General features: G+C 40.1%; 19 protein-coding genes. 7 read left to right on the forward strand and 12 right to left on the reverse strand.

All coding sequences use genetic code 11. The features are described 5' to 3' along the window. Positions 1-3: 3 nt before the first annotated feature. Both ACESQI_RS05290 and ACESQI_RS05295 read left to right on the forward strand, forming a co-directional pair. Positions 4-1,791 carry a LysM peptidoglycan-binding domain-containing protein gene (locus ACESQI_RS05290; protein ID WP_373125531.1) on the forward strand — a complete coding sequence of 596 codons (1,788 nt, stop codon included), beginning with the start codon at positions 4-6 and terminating at the stop codon, positions 1,789-1,791. Position 1,792: 1 nt separating this feature from the next. Further along, positions 1,793-2,497: a porin family protein gene (locus tag ACESQI_RS05295; RefSeq protein ID WP_195661278.1), complete on the forward strand. Its 705-nt coding sequence runs from the start codon at positions 1,793-1,795 to the stop codon at positions 2,495-2,497. A gap of 130 nt (positions 2,498-2,627) precedes the next feature. Here the strand turns inward: ACESQI_RS05295 and ACESQI_RS05300 are convergent, their stop codons facing one another. The 5 genes from ACESQI_RS05300 to ACESQI_RS05320 all read right to left on the reverse strand — a co-directional run bounded on the left by ACESQI_RS05300 (position 2,628) and on the right by ACESQI_RS05320 (position 6,326). Next, a complete protein-coding gene (locus ACESQI_RS05300) occupies positions 2,628-3,074 on the reverse strand; it encodes a DUF4293 domain-containing protein (protein ID WP_007485986.1) in 447 nt (148 codons plus the stop codon). A 165-nt stretch (positions 3,075-3,239) separates the two neighbouring features. Continuing rightward, positions 3,240-3,575 (reverse strand): DNA-directed RNA polymerase subunit omega, encoded by a 336-nt coding sequence (locus ACESQI_RS05305; protein WP_002562645.1) that lies wholly within the window; start codon positions 3,573-3,575, stop codon positions 3,240-3,242. A 15-nt stretch (positions 3,576-3,590) separates the two neighbouring features. After that, positions 3,591-4,394, reverse strand: coding sequence for an outer membrane protein assembly factor BamD (locus ACESQI_RS05310; protein ID WP_007485988.1), 804 nt, complete (start codon positions 4,392-4,394; stop codon positions 3,591-3,593). A gap of 180 nt (positions 4,395-4,574) precedes the next feature. Beyond that, entirely contained in the window at positions 4,575-5,000 is a 426-nt protein-coding gene (locus ACESQI_RS05315; protein ID WP_373125532.1) for an amino acid-binding protein, read from the reverse strand. A gap of 27 nt (positions 5,001-5,027) precedes the next feature. Further along, entirely contained in the window at positions 5,028-6,326 is a 1,299-nt protein-coding gene (locus tag ACESQI_RS05320; RefSeq protein ID WP_256143575.1) for a phenylacetate--CoA ligase family protein, read from the reverse strand. Between the two features lie 438 nt (positions 6,327-6,764). Here ACESQI_RS05320 and uvrB point away from each other — a divergent pair, with 438 nt between their 5' ends. The 3 genes from uvrB (at position 6,765) to ACESQI_RS05335 (ending at position 10,351) form a co-directional block, all read left to right on the forward strand. Then, positions 6,765-8,795: an excinuclease ABC subunit UvrB gene (gene uvrB / locus ACESQI_RS05325; protein ID WP_002562649.1), complete on the forward strand. Its 2,031-nt coding sequence runs from the start codon at positions 6,765-6,767 to the stop codon at positions 8,793-8,795. A 425-nt stretch (positions 8,796-9,220) separates the two neighbouring features. Beyond that, positions 9,221-9,694 (forward strand): hypothetical protein, encoded by a 474-nt coding sequence (locus ACESQI_RS05330; RefSeq protein ID WP_256143577.1) that lies wholly within the window; start codon positions 9,221-9,223, stop codon positions 9,692-9,694. A 228-nt stretch (positions 9,695-9,922) separates the two neighbouring features. Next, on the forward strand, positions 9,923-10,351 hold the full coding sequence (locus tag ACESQI_RS05335; protein WP_025867749.1) for an Hsp20/alpha crystallin family protein: 429 nt from the start codon (positions 9,923-9,925) through the stop codon (positions 10,349-10,351). Positions 10,352-10,455: 104 nt separating this feature from the next. Here the strand turns inward: ACESQI_RS05335 and ACESQI_RS05340 are convergent, their stop codons facing one another. From ACESQI_RS05340 to ACESQI_RS05360, 5 genes are all read right to left on the reverse strand, one after another. Beyond that, the gene (locus ACESQI_RS05340; protein ID WP_256143578.1) at positions 10,456-11,610 is read right to left on the reverse strand and encodes an ABC transporter permease; all 1,155 of its coding nucleotides are present in this window, start codon (positions 11,608-11,610) and stop codon (positions 10,456-10,458) included. A gap of 98 nt (positions 11,611-11,708) precedes the next feature. Beyond that, positions 11,709-12,812: an ABC transporter permease gene (locus ACESQI_RS05345; RefSeq protein WP_373125533.1), complete on the reverse strand. Its 1,104-nt coding sequence runs from the start codon at positions 12,810-12,812 to the stop codon at positions 11,709-11,711. A gap of 3 nt (positions 12,813-12,815) precedes the next feature. Next, a complete protein-coding gene (locus tag ACESQI_RS05350) occupies positions 12,816-14,270 on the reverse strand; it encodes an ATP-binding cassette domain-containing protein (RefSeq protein WP_373125534.1) in 1,455 nt (484 codons plus the stop codon). 63 nt (positions 14,271-14,333) lie between these two features. Then, complete coding sequence (locus tag ACESQI_RS05355) at positions 14,334-15,233, reverse strand: HlyD family secretion protein (RefSeq protein ID WP_195661275.1); 900 nt, start codon at positions 15,231-15,233, stop codon at positions 14,334-14,336. A 12-nt stretch (positions 15,234-15,245) separates the two neighbouring features. Then, positions 15,246-16,502 (reverse strand): TolC family protein, encoded by a 1,257-nt coding sequence (locus ACESQI_RS05360; RefSeq protein ID WP_256143582.1) that lies wholly within the window; start codon positions 16,500-16,502, stop codon positions 15,246-15,248. 191 nt (positions 16,503-16,693) lie between these two features. Between ACESQI_RS05360 and ACESQI_RS05365 the strand changes: the two genes are divergently transcribed. Both ACESQI_RS05365 and ACESQI_RS05370 read left to right on the forward strand, forming a co-directional pair. Beyond that, the gene (locus tag ACESQI_RS05365; protein ID WP_256143583.1) at positions 16,694-17,584 is read left to right on the forward strand and encodes a helix-turn-helix domain-containing protein; all 891 of its coding nucleotides are present in this window, start codon (positions 16,694-16,696) and stop codon (positions 17,582-17,584) included. A 141-nt stretch (positions 17,585-17,725) separates the two neighbouring features. Next, on the forward strand, positions 17,726-18,274 hold the full coding sequence (locus tag ACESQI_RS05370) for a 30S ribosomal protein S16 (RefSeq protein ID WP_002562659.1): 549 nt from the start codon (positions 17,726-17,728) through the stop codon (positions 18,272-18,274). Between the two features lie 445 nt (positions 18,275-18,719). Here ACESQI_RS05370 and ACESQI_RS05375 read toward each other — a convergent pair whose 3' ends face one another. Both ACESQI_RS05375 and bla read right to left on the reverse strand, forming a co-directional pair. Continuing rightward, positions 18,720-19,430, reverse strand: a complete 711-nt coding sequence (locus ACESQI_RS05375) for a DUF3784 domain-containing protein (protein ID WP_002562660.1) — start codon at positions 19,428-19,430, stop codon at positions 18,720-18,722. Positions 19,431-19,496: 66 nt separating this feature from the next. Next, entirely contained in the window at positions 19,497-21,521 is a 2,025-nt protein-coding gene (gene bla / locus ACESQI_RS05380; protein WP_373125535.1) for a class A beta-lactamase, subclass A2, read from the reverse strand.

Here is a 21,521-nt window from a genome sequence, read left to right on the forward strand (position 1 = left end):
TTGATGAGACCCTTAATAAACCGAATACTCTTTCTTCTGTTTTTTATAAGCATTTCTTGTATGAGCCTTCATGCTCAGGAGAATCAATCTTACTTCCTTCACACCATTGAAAAGGGACAAAGTTTATATTCCATATCCAGCATGTATGGAGTCAGTCAATCAGATATCATACAGCTAAATCCGGGATGTGAAGAGAAAATCTATGCGGGACAAACAATCCGGATTCCTCAGAAACAAAAAGCATCAAAACAAGATGAGAAATTCCACACCATTGAAGCTGGGGAAACTTTATATAAACTAACTACAATATATAATGTATCGGCTAAAGCAATCTGTGAAGCCAACCCCGGACTAAGTGCTGAAAATTTCCGTATCGGACAAGTGATCCGTATTCCTTCCGCCGAAGAAGTTGCACAAACGACTGCCACTCCTTTGACTCAAAATGTTATGGCAACTTCTCCATCGACTGCCACCATTCAAGGCCCTGTTCAATCCAGATGCAAAGATATGCATAAGGTAAAACGACGTGAAACCATTTTTAGCGTCAGTCGAGAATACGGTATCAGCGAACAGGCACTGATTGATGCCAACCCGGAGCTAAAACAAGGGATGAAAAAAGGCCAGTTCCTTTGCATCCCCTACCCTTCGGCAAAGCCTGTAACACCTCAGGAGAATAAAGACATAACTCCTCCTACTGATAAGGAACTATTCCTGGCCAGTAAAGAAGCACCGGAAAAAATAAGTACTATAAAAGCAGCCATATTATTGCCTTTCCTTCAAGATAAGCGCATGGTTGAATATTACGAAGGATTCCTTCTTGCTGTAGACAGCCTGAAACGTACAGGCACTTCCATTGATCTTTATGCTTATAATTGTGGAGACGACAATGCTTCTCTAAATAACATTCTTGCCAAAGATGAAATGAAAAAAATGAATATAATCTTTGGCCCGTCACAATCAAAGCACACAAAAACACTGGCAGCCTTTGCTAAGAAACATGATATTCGTATGGTTATTCCTTTCTCTTCGAAAGAAGAGGAGGTGTTTAGCAATCCCTTTATTTATCAGATTAATACTCCACAGTCTTATCTGTATTCAGAGGTATATGAACACTTTATACGCCAGTTCTCCAATGCCAATATAATCATATTGGAAGCTACGGCAGTAGATAAAGATAAAACAGAATTTATCAAAGGACTAAAACAGGAATTGGCAAACAAAAGAATTCCGGTAAAGACACTCCCCGAGTCAGCCACAGCACAAGCGATGAAGGAAGCTCTACGCAGTGATAAAGAAAATATTTTTATCCCTACATCTGGCAGTGATGTGACACTCATTAAAATCATTCCACAGCTAACTGTACTGGTGAGAGAGAACCCGGACGCTAACGTACACCTTTTTGGTTACCCGGAATGGCAGACTTATACAAAAGATCACCTGGACAGTTTCTTTGAGCTGGATACATATTTTTACTCTTCGTTTTATACAAACAATATGCTTCCGGCAGCTATCAACTTCATTAACTCTTATCACAAATGGTATAGCAAAGATATGGCCATCAATTACCCTCAATACGGAATGTTAGGATTTGATACGGGATTCTTCTTCCTGAAAGGATTATCCAGATATGGTTCCGAACTGGAAAAGAATCTACCTAAAATGGATCTGACTCCTATACAAACCGGATTTAAATTTCAACGGGTGAACAACTGGGGAGGTTTCATCAACAAGAAAGTATTCTTTGTTCATTTTACAAAGAACTTTGAATTAGTAAAGCTTGACTTTGAATAAGATGACACATATAAAAACAACAATCATAACAGCTGTGTTACTAATAGGCATTGCCTTTCCGGCAATGGCACAGATTGGCGAAATGCGTCATAATTTTGCTATCGGAATAAATGGTGGTGTCAATCTCAACAAAGTCTCTTTTCAACGAAAGATAAAGCAAAGTATGCCCATGGGAATCACAGGCGGACTGACTGCCCGTTATATCTCTGAGAAATATTTTGCTATGATTTGCGGTGCACAGGTTGAGCTAAACTTTTCACAAAGAGGCTGGGAAGAGGCTTTCGAATTATCCGACGGTACTAAAGACCTTAGTCGAAGTTATAGTAGGAGTATGAATTACATCGATATCCCTTTTTTAGCCCATCTGGCATTTGGTAAAGATTACGGCGTACAGTTTTTTATCAACTTAGGGCCACAGGTAGGCTTTTTAATAGGTGAATCAGAAAAGGCAAGCGGATGGACGGCCGAACAAATTGCCAGTGCAAAAGAATATGGAAAAAAGATAGAAAACAAATTCGACTATGGAATAACCGGAGGAGGTGGACTTGAAGTAAGAAGTAAAAAAGCCGGTAGTTTTCTGTTAGAAGGAAGATATTACTTTGCATTATCCGATTTCTATCACACCAGCAAAAAAGATGATTTCGACCGTGCAGCTCACAGTACCATATCAATAAAGCTGACTTATCTGTTTGATTTGAAGAAATAAAGATATATACTCTTTAAGATTATCAGAGATTTTAATAATATCAGACTACTTATAAAAGAAGATGCCACACCGTTTTGTAGAACAGTGTGGCATCTTTTTATGAAGTATGCAACTATTTGTATGATTTGATTTATCTCAACCGATCAGCAGCATGCACCATTGCTTCATCACGACCAATTGCACGTATGGCTAAATAATTAAGAATAATGGCAATCAACGGAAAGCACAACGCCCAATGAAATTGAAAAGAAGTTTCATCGCTGCGAAGCACAAAGAAGAAAGCAAAGAAAGCCATATAATATCCTACCAATAATAAACTATTGAATATAGTCATACGGATCTGCAATATGCGATTCTTAAAAAGAAAGATAGTAGCAAATGCAACAATAGCAGCCAGCATTAAAATACAAAAAAGCCCCCATGTAGACTGAAATGTATCCCCCATTGTAAGTCCGAGCGGTTTAAAAACACTTACTGCCCCATTAAAATCAATCAAAGAGCCCACAGGCAAGCACATGCTTGCTATCAACAAGCCTGTAACAAGTAACAAATAAATACTCTGAATACGTTGAATCATATTGTCTTAGTAGTTTTAAAGTTTATAACGATAATAAAAAAAATAGCCGACAGTAAAAAAATAGTCAAGTAATAATAAGAACACTCTTCCTACTTACTACTTGACTACTTAATTCTTACTACGTTATTCTATTCTTAACTTCTTGCTTTCTTTTTACAGCTTCTTTTACTGTAGTTTTTCTTTTTCCTTAGCCGGATTTCTATAGTAAATCTTACCTTCGATATACTCTTGTGTAGCAATCAATGTAGGTTTCGGCAATTTTTCATAATAGCGAGAAATCTCGATCTGTTCACGATTCTCAAATACTTCTTCCAAGTTGTCATTATAAGAAGCAAACTCTGCCAGCTTCTTGGAAAGATCACTTTTGATCTCCACACTAATCTGATTGGCACGTTTACCAATGATAGCCACTGTTTCGTAAACATTACCTGTATCAGCGCACAATTCCATCATGTCACGCGTAACGGTGTTAGTAGGAGCATTCGTTTTTTTGTAATCCATAAATCTATTTATAATTTAATCTTTAATTACTTTGGTTGATGCGTTAAATATCTTTTCAGCTTCCTTCAGATATTTACTTTCCGGAAACTCATTCTTAAAAGCATAATATTCATCGACAGTTTCGCGATAACGATCTATCTTTTTCTCTTCTATACTATTAATAGCCATTTCATATTTAGCACGAAGAATGAGAATAGAGAGGTCCTCACGATAATCAGTATAAGGATAATCTTTTAGTGCATTCTGAGCAGTGATTACACACGACTCATAATTATTACCCATATAATTACCCAAATTATAATACAATTTAGCAGACATGAATTCTTTCAGAACAAGCTTATCCTGAAGAGCAAAAATCATATCCTGAGCTTCTTGTTTTTTAGAACTTGCAGGATAATATTCCAGGAATGTCTGTAACTGCTGAATAGCTGTATAAGTACCAGACTGATCCAGACGTGCCTCCGGGGTATCCAAATAAAGCGCTTTACCTGCATGATAACTTGCCAATTCAGCAAATGTGCCACGCGGATAAGTATTGGTATAGGTTATAAATGTCTGGGCAGCAGTAGAATAATCTTTCTGATTATAATAACTCATACCTAACATATAAAGAGATTCTTCTGCTTTATCAGTACCTTTCAAGATGGTTATCAGCTCATTCAATAATGTAGCAGAACGCCCATATTGACCTTTAGCGAAGTAGTTTTTTGCCGCCTCATACTTATATTCGTAATCGGTACTTTTTAGCAACTTATTGTACTCTCCACACGAGGAAAGCGTAGCGGCTGCAAGCAGAGTTATAATAATATTCTTCTTCATCCTATTTTAAATAATGCGCAAAGTTACAGAATCATGCGGAATAAACCAATTAATCAATGTTTTTTAATATAAAATAGGAGTTAGAATTTAGTAGTTAGTAGTTAGAATCTATGCAGATTAGCTGTATGCCGCAAGGATTCTATCTACTAGCTACTAAATTCTAACTCCTATTTCTACCTCCTAAAGCCTATACAGATCACTTGCTGCCAGCAAATCTACTTTTTTCTCTGTGAGTACGCGAATACAATTCTCCATATCATTAGGACGAATCACAACATTTGCCGTATTGTTATTGGCAAACGAATACATGTACTCAATAAATACTCCTTCATCAGATAAAAATCGCAGTACTTTGGCAAGTGCACCCGGTACATTAGGACAACTAATGCCTACCACCTCTGTTACATTCACAGCAAAATGATTCTCTTTCAAAGCCTTGTAAGCTCTGTCAGGATCAGATACTATACCACGCAAAATACCAAAATCTGCATTTTCAGCTATACACAAGGCAGAAAGATTTATATTTTCCTTCGCCAGCACTTCAGTCACTTCCGTCAAACGGCCAGACTTATTTTCCAAAAAGATAGAAAGTTGTTTTGCTACCATAATATTTGAAATTTAAAAAGTTACAACTTACAATTTTCTATTATCAATCACTCTCTTCGCTTTGCCTACGCTACGTTCAATACTACGCGGTTCAACCAGCTTCACATCTACTCCCAATCCCAATACACTCTGCAGACGAGAAGTAAGTTTCTTCTTCAATGCCAGCATTTTATTGATCTCGTCAGAATAAGCGTCTTCACGAACTTCCACCTTCAGCTCCATCGTATCCGTATTATTCTTACGATCAATAATCAACAGATAATGTGGTTCGAATTCCGGCATCTCAAGGATGACAGACTCAATCTGAGTTGGGAATACATTGACTCCACGAATAATAAGCATGTCATCACTACGTCCCAGGATACGATCCATACGCACTAACGTACGTCCACAAGTACATTTATCATAATGTAAAGCAGTAAGATCTTTTGTACGATAACGCAATAAAGGCATTCCTTCTTTGGTAAGATGAGTGAAAACAAGTTCACCGGTTTGTCCTGGTTCAGCAGGTTGCAGTGTATGAGGATCGATTATTTCAGGAAAATAATGGTCTTCATTCAAATGTGTACCATGCTGGCATTCACACTCATAACCTACCCCGGGGCCGGCAATTTCACTCAATCCATATATATCATAAGCTTTAATGCCCAGTTTTTCTTCTATTTCACGACGCATATTCTCCGTCCACGGCTCAGCTCCGAAAGCACCGGCTTTCAGCTTAAACTCTTCACGGGGCAATCCGGAATCTTTAATCGCATCCGCCAGATAAAGCGCATAAGAAGGCGTACAACACAACAAAGTAGAGCCAAAGTCATGCATCAGAGTAATTTGTTTTTCTGTATTACCACTTGACATGGGAATAACCGATGCTCCGATATTCTCAGCTCCGGCATGAGCCCCCAGTCCACCGGTAAACAAACCATAGCCATAAGATACCTGAAAAATATCCGAGCTGGTAGCTCCATAAGCAGTAAAGGCACGTGATAAACATTCCGTCCACGACGACAAGTCCTTGCGGGTATATCCCACGACAGTCGGTTTACCCGTTGTCCCTGAAGAGGCATGAATACGCACAATCTGACTCATTGGAACCGCACATAATCCGAACGGATAATTATCTCTCAAATCATACTTGGTGGTAAACGGTAATTTTACAATGTCATCAATGCTGTTAATATCATCCGGAGTAATTCCTAACTCCTGCATCTTTTTCCGATAAAAGGGTGTGTTGTGATAAACGTGCTCCACAATTTTTTTGAGCCGTATACTTTGGATTTTGCGAAGACTCTCACGGTCCATGCATTCGATACTTTCGTTCCAAATCATGTTTCTCGTTGTATTTATATTTGTATTAATCTGTTTTTCCTTTATACAACTCGCTGATGGAATTAAATAAATAATGAGTAAATTTCGGCTAAATCAAACAGGAAATAATAAAGTGTACACTTTTACCTCACAACAATGTACACTCTTGCCATACAAAAGTGTACAATATTGACCCACCAAAGTGTACACTTTTATAAGCGTTGATTACCAGTGCTTTACAGTCATCCATTTAGAAGGAGAAAAAACGATTCATGAGATAATTCAGAGCTTCATTTCTTTGCTGATTTACCTCTCCGCCAACCTTCTTTTAAACCACTTCACATCAACTCCAGCGATGTTTTATAATAAACTGTTGCAAAGTAAAGGATTTATTTGGAAAAACAATTTGTTTATCTCAACTATTTTCCCGAATATTGCTCCCCCTTTTAAAACAAAAACATGAATTTTGAATTAACATCCGCCTATAAGCCTACAGGCGACCAGCCTGAGGCTATTGCCCAATTAACCGAAGGTATAAAACAAGGATTACCTGCCCAGACCCTATTGGGTGTAACGGGCTCAGGAAAGACATTTACTATAGCCAACGTCATAGCTAATATCAACAAGCCTACATTGATATTGAGCCACAACAAAACGCTGGCTGCCCAGCTATACAGTGAATTCAAAGGATTTTTCCCCAACAACGCTGTGGAATATTATGTCTCATACTACGATTATTATCAGCCGGAAGCCTATCTTCCCAGTTCTGATACGTATATCGAAAAAGATCTTGCCATCAATGATGAAATAGATAAGCTACGGCTGGCCGCCACTTCTTCCCTACTCTCAGGACGTAAAGATGTAGTGGTAGTTTCTTCTGTTTCATGCATCTATGGTATGGGAAATCCATCCGACTTCTATGACAACGTAATAGAAGTGGAACGGGGGCGTATGCTGGATCGTAACGTATTCCTACGCCGGCTTGTAGACAGCCTTTATGTACGCAATGACCTGGATCTGAATCGTGGTAACTTCCGTGTAAAAGGTGATACAGTAGACATTTATCTGGCTTATTCCGACAACATCCTGCGAGTGACTTTTTGGGGAGATGAAATTGATGGAATTGAAGAAGTAGATCCGATCTCAGGCATAACAATTGCTCCTTTTGAATCATACAAAATATACCCGGCTAACTTATTCATGACAACCAAAGAGGCAACTCTACGTGCTATTCACGAGATAGAAGATGACCTCACCAAGCAAGTAGCCTTTTTCGAATCTATCGGAAAAGAATATGAAGCCAAGCGTCTTTACGAACGGGTGACGTATGATATGGAAATGATTCGTGAACTGGGACACTGTTCCGGTATTGAGAACTATTCACGCTATTTTGATGGTCGCAGTGCCGGTACCCGTCCTTATTGTCTGCTCGACTTTTTCCCGGATGACTTTCTCATCGTTATAGATGAAAGCCATGTTAGCGTCCCACAGATACGTGCCATGTATGGTGGTGACCGTGCCCGGAAAATCAATCTGGTAGAATATGGCTTTCGCCTACCTGCGGCGATGGACAACCGTCCTCTTAAATTTGAAGAGTTCCAGGAAATGGCCAAACAGGTTATTTATGTCAGTGCGACTCCGGCCGATTACGAACTGGTACAGTCCGAAGGTATCATTGTAGAACAAGTAATCCGACCTACCGGTCTGCTTGACCCTGTGATTGAGGTACGTCCCAGCCTCAATCAGATAGATGATCTTATGGAAGAAATTCAGATACGTATCGAAAAAGAAGAGCGTACTCTCGTGACAACTTTAACCAAGCGCATGGCTGAGGAATTAACAGAATATTTGCTTAATAACAATGTGCGATGCAATTATATCCACAGCGATGTAGATACACTTGAGCGTGTGAAAATTATGGATGACCTTCGCCAAGGTGTGTACGATGTATTGATCGGCGTAAATCTCTTGCGTGAAGGACTTGATTTACCAGAAGTATCTCTGGTTGCCATCCTTGATGCAGACAAAGAGGGCTTCCTGCGCTCCCATCGTTCTCTGACACAAACTGCCGGACGTGCTGCCCGAAACGTAAACGGAAAAGTAATCATGTATGCAGACAAGATGACGGAAAGTATGCAGTTGACAATTGATGAAACCAACCGACGCCGGGAAAAGCAGCTTGCTTATAATGAAGCAAATGGCATCACCCCACAACAAATAAAGAAAGCACGTAATCTCGCAGTATTCGGTGGAAACAATACCGAGGAAATACTGAAAGAGAAACAAGTCTATATAGAACCATCGAGCCCCAATGTGGCTGCTGATCCGATCATCCAATATATGACTAAAGCTCAAATGCAAAAGAGTATAGACCGTACACGCAAGTTAATGCAGGAAGCTGCCAAGAAGTTGGAATTCATAGAAGCAGCGCAATATCGTGACGAATTGCTGAAACTGGAAGATCTTATGAAAGAGAAGTGGGAGGAATAAGCAGAAACTCTTAATAAAAATTGAATTCAATAAGAAAAGTATTAATCAATGTTATAAAACATATTTTTTCTTCCCCTAAATTTGCTAATATCCGGAAAACCCGTACATTTGCAATGTGTTTTTCATAGTATTAGATTTAAGGTTAACAAAGGTTGGAGCAAGGCGTTGCTCCTTTTTTTATGTCTATACGTTTGCTTTCTCTAAAAATAGTAATACATTTGCAATACAGATATTTCCTCCAAACAGCCAAGTATTATCATATAAATAAAATTCAAAGCTTTATCAAGATTATAATAAGACAAAATGTATTCTAACATACTTCTATTGATAAAATACACAGATTGTTTCATTCAAATAAAACTATAAATCAATATATAGAATTTGTAAGTTGAAGATACCAAGAATAAAAAACTATTAAAATAATTATGGAACAACAACCTCAGCTCAACGATCACAATAAGCAGGAGTATCCTCCTATGCATTCAGTAGAACACATTCTGAACGCAACCATGGTGAAAACTTTTGGCTGTCCACGCTCGCGAACGGCTCACATAGAAAAGAAAAAAAGTAAATGTGACTACGAACTTTCTTCCTGCCCTACTGATGAACAAATACAGGCTATAGAAGATAAAGTAAATGAAGTTATCAATCAACATCTCCCTGTAACAATTGAATTCATGCCCAAAGAAGAAGCTAAAGACATCGTAGACCTTAGTAAGCTGCCGGAAGATGCAAGTGAAACTCTACGCATTGTCCGTATAGGAGATTATGATGCTTGTGCCTGCATCGGACTACATGTAGAAAATACCTCTGAAATAGATACATTCAAAATCATCAGTCACGACTATGATGAAGAAAAAAAAGTACTAAGGATACGGTTTAAGCTAATAAAACAATAGGAGAAAAACCAAAAATCTATCTATCTTATATAAAATAAACAAAAACAAGTAACATTATGGCATAAACAGCGAAACTTTGGCACTCCAATTCTGACAAATAGTCAAATATAAGAGTAAAAATGCCCTGGCACATGTTTTGTCTAATTATTAATGAACAACGGTTCCGGAAACGGAACGGAAGTTCATTAATTAACCGAATGTTTAACTAAAAGATAGGAGACTAAAATTATGATGCCTGTTAGAAGAACTCAGAACTGGTTACCAAGTATCTTTAACGATTTCTTTGATAATGAATGGATGGTAAAAGCAAATGCTACTGCACCTGCTATTAATGTAATCGAATCAGAAAAAGAATACAAAGTAGAAGTGGCTGCTCCGGGTATGACGAAGGAAGATTTCAACATCCGTATCGATGAAGATAATAATCTCGTTATTTCTATGGAGAAGAAAACAGAAAACAAGGAAGAAAAGAAAGACGGTCGCTATCTGCGCCGTGAGTTCTCATACTCCAAGTTCCAGCAAACAATGATTTTGCCTGATAACGTAGACAAAGAAAAGATTTCAGCTCAGGTTGAAAATGGTGTTCTTGCCATCGAACTTCCAAAGCTTAGCGAAGAAGAGATTAAGAAACCTGAAAGAACCATCGAAATAAAATAATCATAAGACAAACTTTACAACAGAATTAAATAAAAAACAGTTTCCCACCCAAAAGGGAAACTGTTTTTTTATAATCGCGCCTCTCATATAAAACAAGTGCGGCCCTATACCCTCTTTCGATAGCTTCGTACAGCCCATACATTAAAAAATAAAACAAATGCCAATAATGCTCCCAGTTGTGGTAACATATCTGTAAAACCACTCCCCTTCAGATAAACCATACGCATTACCTGCATTAAATACTTCAACGGATTGAAGATAGTAATCGCCTGCGCCCACTCCGGCATACTGCTAATAGGAGTAAACAACCCACTCATAAGAATAAGAATTAGCATACAAAACCACATAACGAACATAGCTTGTTGCATGGTAGCAGAATGATTGGAGATAACCAGTCCCAATCCGGACATGGAAAGGACGAAAAGAATAGCGAAAAAGTAAATTACAAGAAAATGTCCGACAGGCAAGATACCGTAAAGTAACCAGGCCAGAATGAAACAAATGGTAAGTACCACAAAACCAATGAGCCAATACGGAAAGAGCTTTGCCAGAATAAAAGTAAATTTACCTACTGGCGTAACATTTATTTGCTCAATAGTACCAACTTCCTTCTCACTGACAATGTTGAGAGCAGGCAAAAAGCCACAAATAAGGGTAAGCAACATTACCATAAGGGCCGGGATCATGAACAATTTATAATTAAGGTTAGGATTGAATAAGTTGAGAGTTGTGTAGTTAGTTGAAGGTTGAGAGCCGGGAGTTGAAAGTTGGGAATTCGCCATGCCACTTACATCGCCCGGCGTATCTCCCCGTACGGGAAGCGCCACTACTTCAGAAGCATAACTTTGAATGATAATAGATAGATAAGAGCCGCCAAGCCCCCCCTTGGTACCATTCACTGCATTAGCAGCAATGAGAACGTGAGGACTACGCCCTACAGTACAATCCTTTTCAAAATCACGCGGGATTTCAAGAATAATATCGGCATCACCAGCTTCCACGTTCTTTAGCGCCTCATCATAGGAATCAGGAAGCGCTGTCAGACGAAAATAAGTAGAAGCGGAAATCTTATCAACCAACCGGCGAGAAGTAACAGAATGATCATTGTCTACAATATTGAGAGAAACATTCCGTATCTCCAGATTCATAGCCCAAGGCATCAGAATCATAATCATACAAGGAAAAACAAGTATGAGACGCGGAAGAAAGGAGTTGCGAAACAACTGCTTGAATTCTTTTTCTATGAGAAACTTTATCATATTCAATAATGTGTCAATATGCCAATGTGATAATGTACCAATTGGCTGGCACGTTTTAGTTGGTTAATTATATTGGTTAATTCTCCCTGGTTGATCTATCATTCCAATCTATTTTTAAACTTTTTAAAACTAATCGTTATCAGTACTGCTGCCATTAATGCCAGAATGCCTACTTCTTTCAAAACCAGCGTAATATCCACCCCTTCAATCATCAGTTTACGAACAGCCTGAATATACCAACGGGCAGGCAATATATCAGAAATAATCTGCAACACCAACGGCATACTCTCTATAGGAAAAATCATACCGGAAAGAATCATTGTCGGCATCATCAGTATCAACCCCGAAGCAAGCATGGCAGCCACCTGTGTCCGTGTCACAGAAGAGATGAGTAGCCCTAATGCCAACGACACGAATATAAATAACAAAGACACCGTTATCAACCAAAACAGGCTGCCTGCTACCGGCACATGCAGTACATAAACTGACAGCAACAGAATAGTGACCAGGTTGATGAACGACAATACAAAATAAGGTACTGCCTTTGACAAAATAACGAAAAGCGGTTTCACCGGAGAGACCAGCAAAATTTCCATCGTACCGGTTTCCTTCTCACGAACAATCGAAATGGAAGTCATCATCGCACAAATCAGCATAAGTATAAGCCCCATCACACCAGGCACAAAATTATAAGTACTCTTCATCTGCGGATTATAGAGCAATTTCACATCCGGCACAATAGTGGCAACCGACACGCCCGGAGGCAGCATTTCCTGCTGTACGGAAGCAATGATACCGGCAGCATAGTTCGTTCGGGTAGTTGCCATATTGGGATCAGTAGCATCGGCCACAAGCTGTATTTGTGAGTCACCGCTATAAATGCCATCAGCAAAACGGGTACTGAATACAATGGCCAGATCGGCATCTCCTTCACGAAAAATCGCTTCCAACTCTTCCGGAGAGTGTATCATGCGCTCCATCCTAAAGTATTCGCTGGCACCGATACGGTCTACAATACGACGAGTCATCACATCATTACTGGGATCAAGCACCACCACCCGCACATTTTTCACCTCTGTAGAGATAGCAAAACCAAAGAGGATAATCTGAACGACAGGCATACCCAAAAGGATTAGCATCGTTCTCCGGTCACGGAAAATATGATAAAATTCTTTTTTTACAAAGGCAAAAAACTGTTTCATAATTTAATCTGCTTTACGAACGGCCTTACGAGCCAATTGTTGAAATACGTCATCCATTGTTTGCGCATGGAACTTCTCTTTGAGTTCACGAGGAGTATCAAGAGCTTCAATACGTCCATCCACCATAATAGAAACACGGTCACAATACTCAGCCTCATCCATATAATGAGTGGTAACAAAGACGGTTATACCACGGTCGGCAGCCTGATAAATGAGTTCCCAGAATTGACGGCGGGTAGCAGGATCTACTCCTCCGGTCGGTTCATCTAAAAAAACAATCTTCGGTTCATGAAAAATAGAGACTGAAAAGGCCAGCTTCTGTTTCCATCCCAGGGGAAGGCTTTTCACAAGCGTCTCACGTTCGGCAGTAAAACCAAGACGTTCCAATAACTCATCGGTTTTATTAGCTATCTCCCTCTCTTTCATACCATATATACCGGCAAAAAGACGGATGTTTTCCCAGACTTTAAGATCCTCGTACAAAGAAAACTTCTGACTCATATAGCCTATATTTTTCTTAATTTCTTCAGACTGAGTGAAAAGATCAAATCCGGCTACCCTGCCACTACCGGAAGTCGGTTTACTTAGTCCGCAAAGCATACGCATAGCAGTTGTCTTTCCGGCACCATTGGCGCCCAGGAAACCAAAAATCTCACCACGGTTTACCTGAAACGAGATATGATCTACAGCGGTAAACGTACCAAAACGCTTACAGAGGTTATCAACTTCGATAACAGTTTCGCCTTTATGACGCAACTCCTCCCGTTCCAATCCCGGTGGACACAGGATATGGGCAAATTCCCGAAGGATACATTCCGGAGTATCAATGCCATGTATTTGTCCTTCGTTGATAAATGCGATCCGGTCACACTGACGGGCTTCATCCATGATAGGCGTAGAGGCTATAATAGTAATACCCTGCTCTTTGAGACGACGCAGCATTTCCCAAAACTCTTTGCGGGAAACAGGATCGACTCCGGTAGTAGGTTCATCCAGAAAAAGAATATCCGGTTTATGAATCAAAGCACAGCTTAATGCAAGTTTCTGTTTCATTCCCCCCGACAATGCTCCTGCACGACGTTTCTTAAAAGGTTCTATCTGCTGATAGATATCCTTCACCAAATCATAATTTTCTTCTATTGTAGTGTGAAAAACGGTAGCAAAAAAGTTCAGGTTCTCTTCCACCGTCAGATCCTGGTAAAGTGAAAACCTGCCGGGCATATAACCTACTTTCCGGCGAATCTCTTTATAATCTTTCACCACATCCGCTCCACCTACAGTAGCCGTACCTTCATCGGCAAGCAATAAAGTAGTAAGTATACGAAAAAGTGTACTCTTCCCTGCCCCGTCCGGACCAATAAGTCCAAAAAGTTCACCGGGTTTCACAGCAAAAGAAACTCCACGAAGCGCCTCCACCTTCCCATAACGTTTGCTTATATTATCTACCACTACTTCCATCTCCTAACTTTTTCTATTTCCCACAACTTTCAACTCTCATTTTCAACTTTCAACTTTCCATTTTCAATTAAAACATACTCCTCCATACATCCCTATTTTCAAGTACCCGTCATTCTTCACGGATATCTTCACTGCATATACTAAATTAGCACGCTCATCTTTAGTAAGGATGGTCTTAGGGGTAAATTCCGAACGGTCAGATATCCAGGTAACAACTCCCGGATACTCTTTCCGGGTATCATTGCCGTAGTCTGAAAATACAGTCGCCTTCTGTCCAAGTTTCACCTGTGAAAGCTGTTCAGAGGTTATATAGGCACGAATATACATCTGTTCCATATCCGCCACTTTAAACAAGGGTTTCCCCATAGTAGCCAGCTCACCGGCTTCGGCATATTTGGCAAGAACCATCCCATTAAGAGGAGATGTAATATGGCATTTCATTAATTGGTCTTCTATCTGTGCCACCTGAATACCTACTGAAGAACTTTGCCACGTAAGGCTTTGCCGGCTATTGAGCAAGGTTGACCCCTGGGCAATCAATTGCCGTTGAAGTACAGAAAGATGTGCATCCGCATCATCCAGTTGTTTTTGATTGGCAGCTCCCGCCTTCAACAGATTTTCAACACGGCGTTTCTCACGTTCGGCAGTGACAATCTGTTCTTTCAAAGCAGCCACCTGTTTCAGGATATCAGGTCGCTGATCTTCTACCGACTTCACATTAGCTTCCAATTGTATCTTCTTCAGATAAAGCTGAACAGTATCTACAAGTCCCACCTGCTGACCGGCTTTCACTGGTGTGCCTTCTTCTACTTCCAGGCTCAATAATTTACCGGCCGCTTCGGAAGAAACAAGTACTTCGGTTGTTTCAAATGTTCCGGTAGCATCATAATCGGGGCTACCGCTTCCACAAGCAGCAGCTATGAACAGTAGGGAAGAAAATCCTATAAATTTCATTCGTTTCATAACAGGGCTATTTTATAAATTAATGGTATATTTTAGTTTCCAGATATTCATCAGCAATTGAATTTCGTGTAGAGCTTTGGTCTGCCGTGCCATACTCTCTGAAGTAATCTCACGTAACAGATCCGTAACAGTCAGTGTACCGTTTGCCACTTTTGCTTCAGCTGCCAGGCGGATATTAGTGCGCAGACGAATAATCTCTTCATCATCCTGCATCTGTTTCCGCATAGAAACAATACCACTGTTTTGTTGGGTAGCTTGCAGGCGGGTATTAAAAAGAAAGACATCCCGGTTGTTTTGCAATTGCTGCTTATTGGTCGATATCAGCTTTTTATCATTTCGCAGTGTATATAAACTCCCGAAGTTCCACGACAACCGTACTCCCGCTACATAAAAAGGAGAAAACTCATCTTTCAGCATATTCAATCCGGGGTTACCATAAGCTCCCTGCACAAAAAGCCCGAAACGAGGCATATAGCCTGTTTTCAATGCTTCTTCCTGTATTTGCAAGCGTTGATTTTGTGCATCAAACCATATCAATTCCGGACGACGTATATCTCCCAGAGGAGATACCTCACTTTCCACAGGTTTCTTCAACGTGGTATTTTCCGTCAGATCCTCCCCTGTCAGTAAGGCTAACATCTGTACATAGGCCTGTCTCGAAGCGGAAAGCTCCACCCGCTTCTGCCGGGTATTCAACTGTTCCACTTTCACAGCATCAAGATCAGACTGACTGGCTATTCCATTCTCCATATAAGCACTGATCTGCCGGAAACTACGCTCCAGTTCGTCTTGCAAAAGCTGATTTTGTATAAGCTGTTCATCCAACAAGAGAATACTGAAATACAATTGATCTACTCTCTCATTCAGAGCATACATATCTACATTCAACTTCTCCCGTTCCACATCAGAAGACGCAAGGGTCATCTCTTTTTTAGTATGTATCTCTCCACCATCCCAAATGTTCTGTTTCAGCTCTAACATCACCTGATACTGATCCTTGGGCTGACCTTTAATATCTATTCCGGGAATTTTTACAGGAAGTTCGGTCACATCACTCTGATAACTGGCCTTTGCCGAAAGGGCAAACTGCGGCAGATATCCTTTCGAAGCATTATTCAGATTATACTCTTTAGTTTTTTCTATAAGACCATACTGCCTCACTAACGGATAGTTGTCCTGCGTTTTCTGCCGACACTCTTCCAAAGTTATCTGTCCGTACATACACGATACAGCCAGCAGAAATGATAATGAAAGAATCATTCGTTTCATATTCTTCTTCTCTATTAATTTCTTTTCTGCAAAGATAGGTAAATAGAACATGCAACCAGGTTCCAATAGTTTGCAATGATGTCCCATTAGTTCGATAATGAACAGATTTGAATAAAATTCACCTGTAGATTACAATGTAGTCTTATCTTCATATTGTATCTTTGTGAAAAATACAACAACTCCTGTCTGTTATGGAAGAAAAGAATAAGCCTCTCGAACTGGCACTCGACTTACTAAAACATACCCAAATTGCACGTAACAATGAGTATAGGTATATAAACCCCGATTTTGGTATCGTCATTAGTTTTGCCGGATTAGATAGTTATCTCTTTAAAATAGGACAACCCTACCGCACCAAAGAGGGACGGATTATCCGTGCCTTACGAGGAAGGGCCCGTATATCCGTCAATCTGATAGAATACGATGCTTTTCCGGAAATGATAATTGTCACCCCACCGGACTCTATCATTCAGGTGATAAGCTTTTCTCCCGACTATGATTTTCAAGTGATTGTAGCAAGCAACAACTTTTTGTCTGTTCCACACAGAGAAGATCTGACCGATTCATATATGAAACAAGGTATCGTGATAAAACTGACAGATAAAGAATGGAACGAAACGGGAATGTACTTCTCACTGATCTGGGAAACAGTACAAGAATCCACTTTCCGGAAAGAAGTAGTACAACATCTGCTTACAGCGCTTCTATATAATATAAGGTATATACAAAAAAAGAACCAAAGCAGCATTAACCAATCGCCCTCACACCAAGAAGAATTATTCCGCCGGTTTATTGCTCTGGTCAACGAGTACAATAAAAAAGAACGTACCGTAAGTTTCTATGCAGATAAACTCTGCCTTACCCCTCGTTATCTGAATACCGTCATACGACAAGTAAGCCAACAGACGGTAATGGAATGGATTAATCAGGCCGTCACGCTCGAAGCTCAAGTCTTACTAAAACATAGTAACTTAATGGTTTATCAAATTGCCGATGAATTGAATTTCCCCAATCCCTCTTTCTTTTGTAAATTCTTCAAGAGAAGAACGGGAATGACACCACAGGAATATCAAAAAAGATAAATACAGCCCTACATCAGAATCCGCATATTGCAAATAATCAGTAAGATACTTTGCCAGTTCAAACTAAAACCGTATCTTTGCGCCCGCTATTACGAGTTAGTAGCATTAATTCAAATCATTAATTAAAAACATTTATTTAAAATGGCAACCAAAATCAGATTGCAAAGACACGGACGTAAAAGTTACGCGTTTTATTCAATTGTAATTGCAGACAGCAGAGCACCACGTGATGGTAAATTTACAGAGAAGATTGGTACTTACAACCCGAACACCAATCCTGCTACAGTAGATTTGAATTTCGACGCTGCATTGGCATGGGTATTGAAAGGTGCACAACCTACCGATACTGTACGCAACATCCTTTCTCGCGAAGGTGTTTACATGAAGAAACATCTCCTTGGCGGTGTAGCTAAAGGTGCATTTGGCGAAGCTGAAGCTGAAGCAAAATTCGAAGCTTGGAAAAATAACAAGCAGACAGGACTTGCTACTCTGAAAGCTAAAGAAGATGAAGCTAAAAAAGCAGAAGCAAAAGCACGTTTAGAAGCTGAAAAGAAAGTAAACGAAGCAAAAGCGAAAGCATTGGCAGAAAAGAAAGCGGCTGAAGCTGCAGAAAAGGCTGCTGCTGAAGCACCTGCAGAAGAAGCTGCTGCTCCGGCAGAAGAGGCTCCTGCTACTGAAGCTGCTGAATAATAGTAAGCAAATTCACCAAAATGGGATTAAAACTATAAGGTCCTCTCCGGCTTGCCGGGGAGGATTTTTTGTGCTTCCCGCACGGGAAGGTTCAGCAGGCGATAACAGGGAGAGATGTTTATAAAAGATAGTTGCCAAAATAATAAGTAAGTGGGTTTGCTAAAACGAAGATAAAAAAGAGGGCAACAGGAAAAAGATTAAAGAGAAGGAAACACATCATTCATTTTCAGCGTTTTAGAATACTATTTATTGGAAGCAAAAGTACGTACTTTAAAACACCCAAAGTACGTACTTAATGGGCAATTAAATACGTACTTTTTCCGTGGTAAAATACGTATTCTTACATCTTAAAAGTACGTACTTCTATCGGTATGAGAAATAGGATTCCGAAAAGGCATTAACATTGTTAATTCATGCCCCTGTTTACAAACCTTATCATCTACTTTTAATGGATCCATTTCTTCAACTCCTTATACAAAGCTTCTGTGATTTCACTGTTCTTCGAATTAAAGAATATCTCCTTACCTGTATTCTCCTTAAACATGATATAGGGTTTGCTGTGCGAAGAGAGTAATAACAGACAGTTGCCTCCGTCTTTCAGCTTGAACCACCCTTTACTTATACCACCTATAGAAAGTCCATTAAGACGAAGCCCGATATCGGGAAGAGAGTCTATCAAACAAATCCCGGTTATCTCTTCCAGGGTTCTGGATGTACCATACATTCCCGTAAAAATCAGCTTATCCTCCTTTATCTTTATAGTTGCCGGATTCATACCATATGCTATAAATGCAGCAATCACCGCAATAGTAAGCACACTAATAGCAACCACATACTTCGTACTTTTCTTGGGAGGATTATGATCAAATTTATTTGCCTTGATTATCAGATACGGAATATAGAGTATAGGCAGAAGAATGCAATAACTGGCCCAGTCTGCATGCCCTACCCCAAGGCAGGCATAATAAGTAAGTAAAGGTACGGTTCCCATTCCCACCAGACTATAACACATAAAAGTAGACAGCCCCTTGACATCTACATTTTCTTTCTCTTCTTTAGACATTGTATTATATCCTGCAATAAGAATCGGGAAGCGCTTTACGAGTACCCCGAGCCCAATGAGGATGAAAGCTGTAATCAACACTGTAGTTTCCATAATCAAGTTTATTAACTCATTTCCACATCAACGAAAATCCCTTATTTTACCTCCGAAAGATAAGAATTATTCTTCAGAAAACAGGAAAAGTTGCTCTTTTCCTTGCAAATCGACTGCCTTGAGTGACTTTGCCCGCGAACTACGTAGTTTCAACAAAGCACAAAAGTCATCTTCTACATTATATCCGTTGACCTCTTTCACAACGAATCCTCTTCGTACTCCTATCCGGTAGGCCTTTGAGTTTTCCCACACCAACCCGATTTTGATCCGGCCTTCTTCGGGGATAAATGAAATGCCGGAAACACCGGTATCAGGCAGTATTACTGACGAAATACCGTCATACGGTATGAAAAGATATTGCTTTCGGGGAAAATCAAGAATCATCTGCCCATAGTTAAGCAAACCGGCTCCGACACGCGAAGTAACCCCTGTATGTGTTTCTGTCATCACATTCCTGAAAGTGACCGGACCGATCTTCATCCAGTCAAACCTCAAACGATAACGCAAAGTATCCCGGCCAGCACCTGTTATGCCAATAGAAGAAGCTCCATAAGCACAGTCCGTCACACACCGTTCTATCTTTTTAGGCATACGATTCTTCAATAGAATAAATACCTCATCGCAGAGGTCATAAAGTTCCGGAGCTCCCGTATCAAAAAGTACTCCGGTCTCCTGCAATCTACGGAATAGCTTTATATCCAAAAGGGGGCAGTTTGCTATCACCTTCATCCGTCTCCGTTTTCCTTTCTCTGCCTTAAAATGATTTTTCCTGTCTGTCAGGATCAGCCGTTGGTTTCTGGTATCTATCTTAACCGATAAATTCTGCAAAATCTCACTTCCTATCAGCCCGTCTACTCCTTCACAGTTGAAAAGACTATTCTCATTCATATCCCAAAGGGTAGCCGGATAATGATTGAAATGCAGGTTTCCTAAACGCAACTCCCTTACATTTGCCATGTTTACAGCGATACGTACGCCGTTGGCATCACGTGCACTATCTCCTCTATAAGTATCTTCACCACTTAACAACTCTTTATTCAGAAGCAAAGAGGAAGCACCGGTATCAAAAAGAAATTTCCGCTCAGTACCATTCACTGAAGCGGAAATTAAAATACGATTCTGAGAAAATTCAAAAGGGATGGTATCGGCAAAATTCTGTTCGCTGGTATAAGGAATTTTTCGTTCTTTGGGTGCATTGTAATATTCATATACCTTTCGGGATATCTCGGAAATAAGAGCTGCATTCGTTTTGTCATCTTCTCTGGACTCTGTCACAAACACTGCTATACTATATTGCCTCCCATCGGGCAAACGGACAAATCCCATGTCATTATCTCCCGCTTTCAACCCCGATTCGTTTCTGCCGGAAGAACCCGTCTTATGCCCCAATACAGCCTCCTGAGGTAATCCGGCTTTTAACTTATCGTTTCCTGTGACAGTTCCTATCATTAACTTCTCTAAATACTCTTTATATCCGGAATGCCGAAACAATGTTTCTGTACGAAACTTCTCCATCACCTGAACGGCTGCAAGCGGTGTAGTCCAGTTGAGATACTGATATTCAAAAGCTTCATTCAGCTTCTCTTCATTTGCTTCAATCTTAAAATCTTCTATACCCAACGTGCGAACATATTTATCGACCACTCCCGTGCCACCTATATAACGAAGCAAAATATCACAGGCGTTATTATCACTCTCCGATATGCTGTACCGCAATAATTCCCCCACAGAGATATTAAACTCTCCTTCGGGGCGGGCATCTCTCAAAGGACTATAAGTATCGGGCAGCAGATCTGCTTTGCGAACATATATTTCTGTTTCCAAAGGCAACTGCCGTGTATCGAGATAATCCATCACCGCCAATGCCTGATGAAACTTAAAAACACTCATCAAAGGGTAATGATGGGGATTGTTGTAAGTGAATGTCTCCCGCCCTTCAAACACAACAGCCACTCCTACCTTTGCCTGTTTTCCTTGCAACAAGATGTCAAGCTCTTTTACCAAAGGATGTTGTGCTCTTGCGTAAGGCAATATTAAAAGCAGACACATCATCAGCAAGCCCCGCACAAAAACAGTTCTCTTTGTATCCAT

The sequence above is a fragment of the Bacteroides sp. HPS0048 genome (genome assembly GCF_964240755.1).
In the GTDB taxonomy this organism is placed as follows: Bacteria; Bacteroidota; Bacteroidia; order Bacteroidales; family Bacteroidaceae; genus Bacteroides; species Bacteroides nordii.

Coding starts and splice junctions, on each gene's coding strand:
- ACESQI_RS05305 (WP_002562645.1), bottom strand. CDS start 3,575: ATGGATTACAAAAAAACGAATGCTCCTACTAACACCGTTACGCGTGAC.
- ACESQI_RS05290 (WP_373125531.1), top strand. CDS start 4: ATGAGACCCTTAATAAACCGAATACTCTTTCTTCTGTTTTTTATAAGC.
- ACESQI_RS05320 (WP_256143575.1), bottom strand. CDS start 6,326: ATGATTTGGAACGAAAGTATCGAATGCATGGACCGTGAGAGTCTTCGC.
- ACESQI_RS05370 (WP_002562659.1), top strand. CDS start 17,726: ATGGCAACCAAAATCAGATTGCAAAGACACGGACGTAAAAGTTACGCG.
- ACESQI_RS05365 (WP_256143583.1), top strand. CDS start 16,694: ATGGAAGAAAAGAATAAGCCTCTCGAACTGGCACTCGACTTACTAAAA.
- ACESQI_RS05360 (WP_256143582.1), bottom strand. CDS start 16,502: ATGAAACGAATGATTCTTTCATTATCATTTCTGCTGGCTGTATCGTGT.
- ACESQI_RS05330 (WP_256143577.1), top strand. CDS start 9,221: ATGGAACAACAACCTCAGCTCAACGATCACAATAAGCAGGAGTATCCT.
- uvrB (WP_002562649.1), top strand. CDS start 6,765: ATGAATTTTGAATTAACATCCGCCTATAAGCCTACAGGCGACCAGCCT.
- ACESQI_RS05310 (WP_007485988.1), bottom strand. CDS start 4,394: ATGAAGAAGAATATTATTATAACTCTGCTTGCAGCCGCTACGCTTTCC.
- bla (WP_373125535.1), bottom strand. CDS start 21,521: ATGGATACAAAGAGAACTGTTTTTGTGCGGGGCTTGCTGATGATGTGT.
- ACESQI_RS05375 (WP_002562660.1), bottom strand. CDS start 19,430: ATGGAAACTACAGTGTTGATTACAGCTTTCATCCTCATTGGGCTCGGG.
- ACESQI_RS05350 (WP_373125534.1), bottom strand. CDS start 14,270: ATGGAAGTAGTGGTAGATAATATAAGCAAACGTTATGGGAAGGTGGAG.
- ACESQI_RS05340 (WP_256143578.1), bottom strand. CDS start 11,610: ATGATAAAGTTTCTCATAGAAAAAGAATTCAAGCAGTTGTTTCGCAAC.
- ACESQI_RS05355 (WP_195661275.1), bottom strand. CDS start 15,233: ATGAAACGAATGAAATTTATAGGATTTTCTTCCCTACTGTTCATAGCT.
- ACESQI_RS05295 (WP_195661278.1), top strand. CDS start 1,793: ATGACACATATAAAAACAACAATCATAACAGCTGTGTTACTAATAGGC.
- ACESQI_RS05300 (WP_007485986.1), bottom strand. CDS start 3,074: ATGATTCAACGTATTCAGAGTATTTATTTGTTACTTGTTACAGGCTTG.
- ACESQI_RS05345 (WP_373125533.1), bottom strand. CDS start 12,812: ATGAAACAGTTTTTTGCCTTTGTAAAAAAAGAATTTTATCATATTTTC.
- ACESQI_RS05335 (WP_025867749.1), top strand. CDS start 9,923: ATGATGCCTGTTAGAAGAACTCAGAACTGGTTACCAAGTATCTTTAAC.
- ACESQI_RS05315 (WP_373125532.1), bottom strand. CDS start 5,000: ATGGTAGCAAAACAACTTTCTATCTTTTTGGAAAATAAGTCTGGCCGT.